13 protein-coding genes are annotated in these 12,190 nt (G+C 51.8%); all 13 read left to right on the forward strand.

Translation table 11 applies throughout. From position 1 onward, the window contains the following. Window positions 1-8 precede the first annotated feature (8 nt). The 13 genes from OA56_RS09850 to OA56_RS09910 all read left to right on the forward strand — a co-directional run bounded on the left by OA56_RS09850 (window position 9) and on the right by OA56_RS09910 (window position 12,080). A complete protein-coding gene (locus OA56_RS09850) occupies window positions 9-200 on the forward strand; it encodes a 4-oxalocrotonate tautomerase (protein ID WP_461585029.1) in 192 nt (63 codons plus the stop codon). Window positions 201-325: 125 nt separating this feature from the next. Further along, on the forward strand, window positions 326-1,435 hold the full coding sequence (locus OA56_RS09855) for an amidase (RefSeq protein ID WP_461585031.1): 1,110 nt from the start codon (window positions 326-328) through the stop codon (window positions 1,433-1,435). Window positions 1,436-1,459: 24 nt separating this feature from the next. After that, window positions 1,460-2,626 carry an acyl-CoA dehydrogenase family protein gene (locus OA56_RS09860; protein ID WP_461585032.1) on the forward strand — a complete coding sequence of 389 codons (1,167 nt, stop codon included), beginning with the start codon at window positions 1,460-1,462 and terminating at the stop codon, window positions 2,624-2,626. A 15-nt stretch (window positions 2,627-2,641) separates the two neighbouring features. Next, a complete protein-coding gene (locus tag OA56_RS09865) occupies window positions 2,642-3,001 on the forward strand; it encodes an IacB protein (protein WP_461585034.1) in 360 nt (119 codons plus the stop codon). 17 nt (window positions 3,002-3,018) lie between these two features. Continuing rightward, window positions 3,019-3,549 (forward strand): nuclear transport factor 2 family protein, encoded by a 531-nt coding sequence (locus OA56_RS09870; protein ID WP_461585036.1) that lies wholly within the window; start codon window positions 3,019-3,021, stop codon window positions 3,547-3,549. Between the two features lie 51 nt (window positions 3,550-3,600). Further along, entirely contained in the window at window positions 3,601-4,884 is a 1,284-nt protein-coding gene (locus OA56_RS09875) for an aromatic ring-hydroxylating oxygenase subunit alpha (protein WP_461585056.1), read from the forward strand. 63 nt (window positions 4,885-4,947) lie between these two features. Then, entirely contained in the window at window positions 4,948-5,424 is a 477-nt protein-coding gene (locus OA56_RS09880; protein ID WP_461585038.1) for an aromatic-ring-hydroxylating dioxygenase subunit beta, read from the forward strand. Between the two features lie 10 nt (window positions 5,425-5,434). Beyond that, window positions 5,435-6,175, forward strand: coding sequence for an SDR family NAD(P)-dependent oxidoreductase (locus tag OA56_RS09885; protein ID WP_461585040.1), 741 nt, complete (start codon window positions 5,435-5,437; stop codon window positions 6,173-6,175). Between the two features lie 29 nt (window positions 6,176-6,204). Beyond that, window positions 6,205-7,164, forward strand: a complete 960-nt coding sequence (locus OA56_RS09890; RefSeq protein ID WP_461585042.1) for a PDR/VanB family oxidoreductase — start codon at window positions 6,205-6,207, stop codon at window positions 7,162-7,164. Window positions 7,165-7,190: 26 nt separating this feature from the next. Next, the gene (locus OA56_RS09895) at window positions 7,191-7,688 is read left to right on the forward strand and encodes a flavin reductase (RefSeq protein WP_461585044.1); all 498 of its coding nucleotides are present in this window, start codon (window positions 7,191-7,193) and stop codon (window positions 7,686-7,688) included. 61 nt (window positions 7,689-7,749) lie between these two features. Continuing rightward, on the forward strand, window positions 7,750-8,898 hold the full coding sequence (locus tag OA56_RS09900) for an ABC transporter substrate-binding protein (RefSeq protein WP_461585046.1): 1,149 nt from the start codon (window positions 7,750-7,752) through the stop codon (window positions 8,896-8,898). 306 nt (window positions 8,899-9,204) lie between these two features. After that, a complete protein-coding gene (locus tag OA56_RS09905) occupies window positions 9,205-10,245 on the forward strand; it encodes a branched-chain amino acid ABC transporter permease (RefSeq protein ID WP_461585047.1) in 1,041 nt (346 codons plus the stop codon). After that, a complete protein-coding gene (locus OA56_RS09910; RefSeq protein WP_461585049.1) occupies window positions 10,242-12,080 on the forward strand; it encodes a branched-chain amino acid ABC transporter ATP-binding protein/permease in 1,839 nt (612 codons plus the stop codon). The genes OA56_RS09905 and OA56_RS09910 overlap by 4 nt, the downstream gene beginning before the upstream one ends. The last annotated feature ends 110 nt before the right edge of the window (window positions 12,081-12,190 follow it).

A 12,190-nucleotide genomic window follows, 5' to 3' on the forward strand; every position in this document is an offset into this window, starting at 1 on the left:
GAGAAATCATGCCGTTCGTGCATATCTACATTCTCGAAGGTCGTACCGAAGAGCAGAAGAAGGCGGCAATCGCCAAGGTGACCGAGGCGCTGGTTGAATCGCTCGGTTCGCCCAAGGAGAACATCCGCGTGATGATCCAGGAAGTGCCGAAGTCGCAATGGGGTATCGGCGGCGTGACGGCCAAGGATGTAGGACGTTAAAGATAAATTAAGGTTTAAATATTCATGACTGTATGTAATTTATTCAACACAATATGATAAATAAATATAATGTACCGGACAGCTAAGCCGCTATACCCAATCAATCTCTTTCGAGAAAGACGACCATGAACGTTTTTGTAACTATGCTTGGTATTGGTGGTAATGGCCCTCTGGTTGGAATTAAGGACACTATGGATGTGGCAGGTGTTCCAACCCGGGCTGGCAGCCGTGCTCTTGATAATGCTCCGGCAGCATCAGCCAACGCTGAGGTGGTTGACCGCTTGCTTGCTGCTGGTTATTACTTAGTGGGCAAGACAAACCTACACGAACTTGCCTTTGGCACTACGGGCATTAATTGTTGGACTGGTACCCCACTCAATCCAAAATATCCTGATCGCGTGCCAGGAGGTTCGTCTAGTGGCTCAGCTGTAGCTGTTGCCAACGGTAGCGTGGATGTTGCGCTAGGTACCGACACTGGAGGTTCAATTCGTATTCCAGCGGCGTGTTGCGGTGTTTTCGGTCTAAAGCCAACGTTTGGACGAATCAGCCGACGTGGCGTGATGCCAGCTGTTACAAGTCTTGATTGTGTCGGACCTTTCGCTCGAGACATGGAAACACTAATTGACGTGATGTGCGTGCTTGATCCAACCTTTTCTCCTCCGCCTGACACGATTGACGTACGAATTGGGATTATTGAGACATCGGCTGCTCCTTGGATACGAAAATCCGTAGAAAATGCGGTAAAAAATAGTGGATTTTCGTATGATAATACACGTTTAGAATTAATGAATGAAGCGTATAATGCAGCCATTCATGTTATTAACGCAGAAACTTGGTCTGCATACGGCGCCTTACTGGCTACCGGGCTATTAGGGGAGGATGTAGCCCGCAGGTTACAATCTGCCTCGTTCACCACTCGAGACGATATTGTGGCTGCTAATGTCGTGCGTGCCCGCTTTACTGAAAAAGTAGATGAACTCCTGCAAGATTTTACGATTTTGGCCTTGCCGACCATGGTTGATGCCCCGCCAAGTCTTAAAGATTCATCTGATACCAGTAGGCTTATTACTATGACTTCGTTAGTTCGCCCATTCAATCTTTCTGGTCATCCGGCTATAACTATTCCCTTACCTAATTCTGACGAATGTCCAGTGAGTTTGCAACTGGTAGCAGCCAAACATGACGATGAACGCCTTTGTTCAGTGGCTAGGCACATCGCGCGTCAATTTAACTAATGCTTAATCAGATTGGAGATAACGATGCTAGCTAAAATTTCAAAAGAGCAAGAAGGTTTGGAAACGGAGATGAATAATGTCAAATTTAATTCCCTTCTCTGTGATATCCGTAGGCGACGTAAAGAGTTCGAGGCGCAGAGATTCATCTCTCAGGATATCATACAGCGATTCAAGGAAATTGGTGTATATCGGGCGTTGGTAGCAAGGCGTTTCGGCGGTGATGAGAAATCACCAGCTGAGTTTTGCCAGCTTATTGAGCGTATCGCCCAGGCAGACGGATCTGCTGGTTGGGTGGCAAGCTTCGGAATCGGCGGAATTTATCTGTCTGCATTGCCACTGACGACATTGGAGAAAATCTACGCCAATGGACCTGATGTGGTGTTTGCAGGTGGCATTTTTCCTCCACAGCCTGCTGAGGTAGTTGACGGCGGTTTCAAAGTCAACGGTCGTTGGAGTTGGGTTAGCGGTTGTATGGGTGCCGAGTTGATCGGTGCTGGTATCTTGCCTAGAAGTGGTGAGAATACCAGTCTGCCGCGTATGGCGGTAATGCCTCGCGAGAAGGTGACAATTGAACAGAATTGGGAGGTGATGGGCTTGCTCGGTACAGGTAGTCATGATATTGTAATAAAAGATGTAATCGTTCCTGAAGAGTGGACTTTTATTCGTGGTGGGACCTCGTCCCTTGAGACTCCGCTTTATCGTTACCCAGCACTCTCGTTTGCTGCTCAGGTGCTCACCGTGGTGGGCTTGGGGATTGCCCGTGCAGCTATTGATGAAGTACTTAATATGGCCTCTGGCCGTGTCTCCGTGACTGGGGCACCCAATCTAGGTGAGCGTGTCTATGCTCAGCTAGAGATCGCTAAAATCGAAGCAGAGTTGCGTTCCGCTCGTGCGTGGTTTTACGAGGCTATTGACGATGTTTGGCAGATATTGCTTAAGGGGAATAAACCAAGCGATCATATGGTGAGCATGTTGCGTTTGTCTACTACCCACGCTTCGCGCGTGAGCGCAGATGTAACGCGTCGCGCCCAGCTGGTTTCCGGTGGTTCTGGTGTCTATGAATCCTGCCCGTTGGCTCAGCAGGTGCGTGACGTACAAATGATCACTCAGCATGCTTTCATGGGTGATATAACCTACCAAAACGCTGGAGCTATGTTATTTGGCTATAAGCCACTACCTGGTTACCTTTGAAATAAGGAGAAGATGATGAGTGAGAAATCTATACTGCGTGTATTATTTTGTATAGGAGTGAACCAGAACTTCATGGATGCCGCTGATAAAGAAATGAGAGATGTCTGGGATGCCTTCGTTGCGATGATGCAGGGTATTTCTCGTCTCCCTGGTGTGCGGGTGTTAGGTGTATTAGACGACGATAGAATTATGGTTGGTCCGTCAAGTACTTTCCCGTGGACAACCTATATCCTTGCTGACGTGCCGGACTACGATACTGTGATCGCCGCTTGCAATCTGCTCCGTATCACACCGGTAGGCGATGGAACACACAAGTTGTGGAAGTACATGCGCGTTGAGGCCCGCATTGGCCGAGAGCTGGTGATTCCTAACTGAGTCAGGATTAAATCATTATGTCATTTTCTACCTTGCCATCTAACCAACAAATCGAAGTTCGCCTCGCACGTTTTGAGGCCGAACATGCAGTGCGCGCTTGTATGCACCGCTACATGGTGCTGTGCGACACACTGAACGCCGCTAGTCCACTGGACGAACTGTCCAAACTATTTACTCGCAATGCAATATGGGAGGGGATTGGTGAAAAATACCGGGTCAGCTTCGGGCGTATGGAGGGGCGTAAGGCGATTCGGGAGATGTTCGCAAAGTACATGACAGAACCTCCTCATTTTTTAATCAATGTTCATTTCCTAACCTCTGAATTTATCAATGTTACGGGAATGCGCACAGCTACCGGTAGCTGGGTGATGTTGCAGGCATCCACCTTCGCCACTGGTGGTTCACACCTTAACGCTGCCCGTCTTAGGGTAAATTTTCAGCGTAGCAAGTCGGGTATTTGGCGGATTGCATATTTTTGTACTGAGAACCTTTTCAGTCGACCAGTGGATGCATGGAACAAGGACGATCTCCTGCCTGTGCCAAAATGATCTCTACCTATTTTTTGTAAACGATAGACCAATCCAGAGGAGAAAACCATGATGAGCAAGTACAATGCTGTTGACCAAATGAACCAAGTTCATACCTTCGCTGATCTGGTACAGCCAGACAGAGTGCACACTTCCCTCTATACTGATCCTGCCATCTTTGAGGCAGAGATGGACAAGATTTTCTCCAGTACATGGGTATGGGTTGCTCATGCGAGTGAACTGCCTGATGTAGGTAGTTACAAGAACACCTATATAGGTCGTCAGCCAGTGATTGTGGTGCGCGACCGCAAGCAGAAAGTGCATGTGCTTCTCAACCGTTGCCGCCACCGTGCAGCTACGGTGTGTGAAGGGAGGAAGGGAAAGGCTAACAGTTTCGTGTGTCCTTATCATGGTTGGAGTTACTCGCTTGATGGCGATCTACGTGGCATACCGTTCCCTGAGAGCTATGGAAACCATATCGAGAAGGATAAGCTGGGTCTTGTGAGTCTGCGAGTTGAAGAATACGCAGGAATGATTTTTGCCTCATTCAAAAATGATATTGAACCGCTAGTGGATTATCTAGGCCCGGCTAAAAAATGGATGGATCTTTTTATGAAACAGGGAGGAGGTTATCCTATCAAAGTGGCTGATGCTCATCGCTTCCGTTTTTTGGGAAACTGGAAGATCCAGCTTGAGAACACTACAGATGCATATCATTTCCCTCTTATTCATAAATCTTTTCTGTCATCAGTGGACCAGCAGACTGCAAGGATGCTCGACTTCGTTAATGGTCCTGGTTACGTGGAAGATTTGGGTAATGGTCATAGCGTAATGGTAATGATTCCTGAGTTGATAGACCTCGAAGAAAACCTTGACGCACCTATTCCTGATCGTTTCACTGAGCTTGCCCAGCAACTTCGCAATGAGGGTTATAGTGATGTTGAGGTCCGTCGCATTGTACGTGCTGTAGGTGGTTGTGGCTTTAACCTAAACATCTTCCCCAATATTGCCTGTTCTATGGCATTTTTCCGCGTGTTGCAGCCGATTTCAGTGAACGAGACTGAGATACACCACATGGCCCTAACGATGGATGGTGGTCCGGCAATTGCTAACCAAGCTCGCTTGCGTCTGCATGAGCATTTTCAGGGTCCAATGGGATTTGGTACTCCTGACGACGCTGAGGCATGGGAACGAGTCCAGAAAGGTGCCCAAGCGGGCAAGGATCTATGGATTATGCTAAATCGTGGTCTCGCAGGCGAAAAACTGACGGCTAGCGGCCGTGTGAGTGACGTGAGTGCTGAAACAGGAATGCGTGCTGCTTATCAGCAGTGGAAAAAACTGATGACTTCCAGTTAATTGATATTTTCTCTATTTTTATCTTGATTTTTATCTAGATTTTTATCTAGGAGGAAAATTATTATGGATAACATACTCATTAATCAAATTAGCGCTTTTCTCTGGCAGGAAGCCGATATGCTAGATCATTCTGAATATGATTCATGGCTTAATTTGTGGACGTCTGATGGTCTATACATTGTGCCGATCGATCCCGGGGAAAAAGATTTCTCCAATACACTAAATTACGCCTATGACAACGCGGAGATGCGCTCCAAGCGTGTGGCAAGGTTACTGAGTGGCGAGTCAGTCAGCACAACACCGCCACCACGTACTATCCGCTCAGTGTCGCGCTTCCGTATTCTTGCTGAGGATGGGGGAATAGTTACCGTACGCTGTGCCCAGGATCTTCATGAATTCCGGAGAGACGTACAGAAGCACTACATTTCCGACGTTACTTTTGAGCTTGTACATAATTCTACTAGTTTCCTTATTCGACGTAAGATTATCCGTCTTCTTAACTCAACTGATGCGCTTCAGTGCATTGGTTTTATTTTGTAAAGGGGGGATTATGTCCCAAGTCGCACTGGTTACAGGTGCCGCCAGCGGTCTTGGCTACATCATTGCTAATAAGTTGCATACAGCTGGTTACGCCGTTGCGGTTACTGACCATAAGGCTAAATTGGCTACCGATGCGGTTGCTCGCCTTGGTGGCGGTGATCGACTATTGCCAATTGAATTAAACGTAAAGCATAAAGAGGACTTCGAACGTGCTCTTGGCTTTATTATAGGACGGTGGGGTGGGTTACAAGTTGTGGTGAATAATGCGGCGATAACGCCTACCACTTCGGCCATGATGATTACCCCCGACGAATTCGACGAAGTCATCGCAGTCAATCTGCGAGGTACCTTTTTCGGCTGTCAGGTGTTTGGTTCTTATATGGCGAAAGTCGGTTATGGGCGAATTATTAATATGGCATCTTTAGCTGGACAGAATGGTGGTACTACAGCAGGTGCCCATTACGCTGCATCAAAGGGAGCAATCATCACGCTTACTAAAATTTTCGCGCGAGAGCTAGCTTCCGCCAATGTTACAGTAAACGCCATAGCTCCAGGTCCGTTAGATCTTCCGTCGGTACGCGCTGCTATGTCACCAACTAATCTTGAGAAACTCATAAATAATATGATTCCAGTGAAGCGTTTAGGAAATCCTGAGTTTGTCGCGGATCTAATCGTCTCCATCGCCTCCCCTTCCGCTGATTTTACAACTGGAGCGACTTGGGACGTGAATGGTGGCATTTTCATGCGTTGAGTCTACGCCCACCACCTAGAGAGTATGCAATGTACGAAGAAACTTTTCAGGTCATCGTCAGACGACGCCAGGAACAAGGTAAAGATATTATTGTGGTAGATTTAGCTCGACCCGACGGTGGCGAATTGCCACCGTTCGAGGCAGGAGCCCATGTAGATCTTTACCTAAACAATGGGTTAGTTCGGCAGTACTCCCTCGCTAGTCGTCCCAGTGATCGCCACGTTTACCGCCTTGGTATCTTACGAGATCCTGCCTCGCGTGGCGGTTCTATTGCCGCGCACGCTTGTCTTATCGAAGGTGCCATTGTGCGCATCGGAACTCCGCGCAACAACTTTCCTTTGGTATCGAATGCCAAACGAAGTGTGTTAGTTGGTGGTGGGATAGGTATCACTCCTTTGATCGCCATGGCTTGGTCGTTACATGATACGGCTGCCAACTTTGAGCTCCATTACTGTAGTCGCAGTCGTAGTGCCTGTGCGTTTCTTGATGAGCTTGCTGCCAGCCCCTTCGCAGCTCGTGTGCATTTACATTTTGACGATGAACCGTCAAATCAGCAACTTAATCTTGCTACCGTGTTGGCTGGGGCTGATGTTGACACCCACATCTACACGTGTGGTCCGAAGGGGTTCATGGACTGGGTAATTGGTGAAGCTCGTCGTCTAGGTATCCCTGATAGAAACATTCATAAGGAGTATTTTCAGGCAGACACCAATACAGATGGTGCTGCCTTTGACGTTATTGCCAAGAAGAGTGGAAAGAAAGTACGAGTGGCCGAAGGGCAGAGTATTGTCGATGCGCTTGCCACTGTGGGGATCAAGGTAAACGTATCTTGTAAGCAAGGTGTCTGCGGTAGTTGCCTTTGTACTGTGCTGGAAGGCGAACCCGATCATAGGGATGTCTTCTTGACTGACGAGGAGCGGGCTGCTAACGACCAGATCCTACTGTGCTGCTCCCGCGCGAAAACTCCATACCTGGTGTTGGATATTTAACATGCGCCCTACAAAAGGAGAAAATCATGATTAATTCTGCTGTCTTCCGTGATGGTATGGCTTTATTGGCTAGTGCTGTTACTGTCATCACAACTGATGGCCCTAAGGGATTGGCCGGTTTTACTGCTACCGCTGTGTGTAGTGTTACTGATCAGCCACCTACCTTATTGGTGTGTATGAATCGGAAATCTTGGGCTTATCCTATTTTCGTTACCAACGGCGTGTTATGTGTGAATGTCCTTGGTGCTGCTTGCCAAGATGTTGCTAGATTATTCGCTGACCGTGAGGTAATGATGGAAGAACGCTTTGCTCGTATCGCTTGGCGGCGATTCGCCTCTGGTAACCCAATCCTTCACTGTGCCGTAGTGAGTTTTGACTGCTGTATTGTTGAAAATCACGTTTTCGGTACCCATAGTGTTTTCTTTTGTCAAGTGGAAGACATGAGGTATAGCACTGACTCGCCCAGTAATCTCATTTATTTTAACCGAACTTACTGTGATGTGGGAAGTATTTTTCCTGCTTGAATTTCAATGCTGTATGTTTCGATTCTAATATTATTAATGATATAGGTTAGGAGAACATGCAATGAAACTAAAACATTTATTTGGTTTTCTGTTGATCAATTTCCTGTATTCGGCTATTGCCCATGCTGAAATTAAGATAGGGGTTGTGACATCTTCTACCGGTCCCATTGCGTTAGTAGGAATTCCGCAAAAGAATACAATCCCTCTTCTTCCCACAAAGGTTGGTAACGAGCAAATCCGCTACATCCACCTTGACGATGGTAGCGATCCGACAGCTACTGTTGTTGCTGTGAAAAAACTGATTAGTAATGAAAATGTAGACGCCATTATTGGCCCTTCTGGTTCACCTAACGCGATGGCTGTTCTACAGTTTATTGCTGAGAATAAAGTTCCTTTGATTGCACCTGTGGGCACTTCGGCAGTTGTATTGCCAATGACTGAACAGAAGAAATGGGTCTTTAAAACTACCCAGAACGATGATCTGATTGCTTCAGCGCTGCTCGATCATATGGTTAAGACCGGTATTAAGACGCTAGGTTTCATTGGAACATCTGATCCCTATGGTGAGAATTGGGCCAAGGTTGTGGCTGAAGAAGCTTCTAAGAGGGGAATTAAAATTGTTGCTGATGAGCGTTTCCAACGTCAGGATAACTCTGTTGCTGCTCAGTCCCTCAAGATCCTTGCAACTCAGCCTGATGCCGTGTTGATCGCCGCTCCCGGTGCACCAGCCGTTCTACCTCAACTGGCTCTCGTTGATCGTGGCTACACGGGCAAATTTTATCAGACTCACGGTGCCGCCCTACCTGATTTTCTCAAGTTGGGCGGAAGGAAAGTAGAAGGGACGATTTTAGCTGCTAGCCTGATGTTGGTTGTTGATCAAGTACCTGATACTCACCCGTCCAAAATAATTGCAAAAAATTACATTGATTCATATAAAAAAATCTATAACTCTATACCGGCTACTTTTGGTGCCAACGTGTTTGATGCAGGTGTGCTACTTGAACACGCAATTCCAATCGCGTTAGCAAAGGGTAAGCCGGGATCTCTCGAGTTTCGAGTAGCGCTGCGTGATGCATTAGAAAATAATATCCATGAAGTACCGGGTACTCAAGGTGTCTATAATATGACGCCAGAAGACCATAGTGGTTTTGACGAACGAGGTCGAGAACTAATCACTGTAATCGATGGAACGTGGAAACTTCTGAAATAACTTAAAAATATATTTTTGAATTTCTATTTGGTGATTTTAAAATTTTTGACATAAGGAAACCTCGATCAATTCCCATTTTTACGGGGAAACTCCCATTTTTAAGGGGAATTTGGGATGCAACAGGTTTCTCATGATACTTGAAACTGAATTGCATCCAATCTCCTTCCTTTTGGGCAAAAGGATCGAGCACAGACCCTTCAAGTCCTACGAGCCTTGGTTCATGCATCTTCTGGATTTTAAATTACTTGCGCATATTAATTAAGGTTGATTGTAATGCAAAAGTGTCGCTACTTCAGGAATGTTTGAATGGATGCATCAATCTTTGCATTATTGACGCAAGACGGCATCGTCAACGGGGCAGTCTATGTATTGCTCGCGCTTGCCTTGGTGCTGGTCTTTACCGTCACGCGCATCATCTTCATCCCCCAAGGGGAGTTCGTCGCCTTTTCGGCGCTCACGCTGGCCATGCTCGAGAACGGACGCTTTCCGGGCACCGTCTGGCTGGTGCTCGCCGGGGGGCTGGCCGTGTGCGCTATGGAGGCGGGCGCGCTCGTGGCGCGCCACGACTGGCGCCACCGTTTGCAGGTGCTCGGCTGGAACCTCGCCTATCCGCTCGCCCTGTGGGCGCTCGCGGCGCTCGTCGACTGGCGCGGCGCCGGGCAGTTGGCTCGCATCGCCTTCACCCTGGCCCTGGTGATACCGCTAGGGCCGATGATGTTCCGCGTCTTCTTCCAGCCGATCGCCGCCGCGCCGGTGCTGGTGCTGCTCATCGTGGCGGTGGCGGTGCACGTGGCCCTCGTCGGCCTGGGGTTGTGGATGTTCGGCGCCGAGGGCTACCGTACCCTGCCGTTGTGGGACGAGAATTTCCTCGTCGGACCCTTGCGCATCCCGGGGCAGGCGGTATGGGTGGTGGGGGCTTCGCTCGCCCTCATCGTGCTGCTGGCGCAGTTCTTCAGCCGCACGATCTACGGCAAGGCGCTGCGCGCCACTGCCGTCAACCGCAACGGGGCGCGTCTCATGGGCATCTCGCCCAACCTCGCCGGCCGGCTCACGCTCATGCTCGCCGCGGCGATCGGCGCAGTCTCCGGCATCCTCGTCAGCCCCATCACCACCATCTACTACGACACGGGATTCCTCATCGGGCTCAAGGGGTTCGTGGCCGCCATCATCGGCGGGCTCGCAGCCTATCCGGCCGCGGCAGCCGGGGCGCTCCTGGTGGGACTGCTCGAATCGTTCAGCTCCTTCTGGGCGAGCGCCTACAAGGAGGTGATCGTCTTCACGCTCATCATTCCCGTGCTCTTCTGGCGCTCGCTGCGCACCCACCACGTCGAGGAGGAGGAAGAATGACGAAAGCGCTTTCCCCCGCCGAACCGCTCGCCGGCCGGCGAGGCATTCCCTCTCGCGGGGTGCTCGCGGCCTTCGTCGCCGTGGTCATCCTCGCGCCGTTCGTGCTACGCCCCTTCCAGGTGAGCCTGCTCGATTACATCGCCCTGTATGCCCTCGTCGCGCTGGGGCTGGTGCTGCTCACCGGCATCGGCGGGCTCACCAGCTTCGGCCAGGCCGCCTTCGTCGGCCTGGGAGCCTACGCCACCGCCGTGGTCACCACGTCGCAGAATCTTCCGGCGTGGCTTGCCTGGGCGCAGGGTTCGCCCTGGGGCGGGCTCATCGTCGGACTCGTGCTCACCCTGGTGGCGGCGCTGGTGATCGGTTCCATCACTCTGCGCCTGTCCGGGCACTACTTGCCGCTGGGCACCATCGCCTGGGGCATCAGCCTCTTCTTCCTCTTCGGCAACCTCGAATGGCTCGGCGGGCACACCGGCATGGGCGGCCTGCCGCCGATCACGTTCTTCGGATTCGAACTGCTCGATCCGACGCACTTCTATTACCTTGCTTGGGCCGTGCTGCTCGCCGCGATCTGGATGATCAGCAATCTGCTCGATTCGCGCGAAGGGCGGGCGATCCGCGCCCTGCGCGGCGGCCTGGTGATGGCCGAGGCGATGGGGGTAGACACCTCGCGCCAGAAGATGGTGATCTTCGTCGTGGCCGCGGTGCTCGCCTGTGTGGCCGGCTGGATGTACGCGCACCTGCAGCGCTTCGTCAATCCCTCGCCTTTCGGCATCAACATCGGCATCGAGTACCTCTTCATGGCGGTGATCGGCGGCTCGGGCTACGTCTGGGGCGCGATCGTGGGGGCGCTCGTCATCACGCTCGCCAAGCAATGGCTGCAGGACTGGCTGCCGCAGCTGCTGGGGCAGAGCGGCAACTTCGAGGTAATCGTCTTCGGCCTGCTGATGGTGCTGGTGCTGCATCGCGCCCGCCAGGGCCTGTGGCCCATCCTCGTACGCCGGGTGCCGGTGGCGGCCGAGCCGCCGCGGCTCGATCCCGCGCTGGAGCCGCTGCCGCAGCGTCCCAAGCCGCAGCGCGGCACGGTGATCCTGGAAGCGCGTGAGGTGACCAAGCGCTTCGGCGGCTTGGTGGCGAACGACAAGATGAGCCTCACCGTCAAGGCCGGCGAAATCCTCGCCCTCATCGGCCCCAACGGGGCGGGCAAGAGCACCCTGTTCAACCAGCTCTCCGGGGTCGATACGCCCACCGAAGGCAAGATCTTCTTTCTCGGTGAAGACGTCACCGGCAAATCGTCGCGCGAGATCGCGCACATGGGCATGAGCCGGACCTTCCAGCACGTCCGGCTGCTATCCAGCCGCTCCGTGCTCGAGAACGTCGCGCTCGGGGCGCACCTGCGCGGCCATGCCGGCGTGTTTGCCGCCATGCTGCACCTGGAGCGCAAGGAGGAAGCACGGCTGCTCGCCGAAGCGGCCCGCCAGATCGAACGGGTAGGGCTGTGGGAGCATCGCTTCACCGAGGCCGGGGCGCTCGCGCTCGGTCAGCAACGCATCGTCGAGATCGCCCGTGCACTGTGTGCCGACCCCTGCCTGCTGCTGCTCGACGAGCCCGCCGCCGGCTTGCGCCACAAGGAAAAGCAGGCGCTCGCCGAGCTGCTCGACCGGCTGCGCGCCGAAGGCATGGGCATCCTGCTCGTGGAACACGACATGGACTTCGTCATGGGGCTGGCCGATCGGGTCGTCGTCATGGAATTCGGCCAGAAGATCGCCGAAGGGCTGCCGGAAGAAGTGCAACAGGATCCGGCCGTGCTCGAAGCCTATCTGGGAGGGGTCCAATGAACGCCGACACGAGGCCGCTGCTCGAAGTGCGCGGGCTGTGCGTTTCCTATGGCAAGGTGGAGGCGCTGCACCAGGCCAGCATCGAGGTGGGCGCCGGGCAGATCGTCACC

This window comes from Tepidiphilus sp. HLB4, assembly GCF_054823945.1.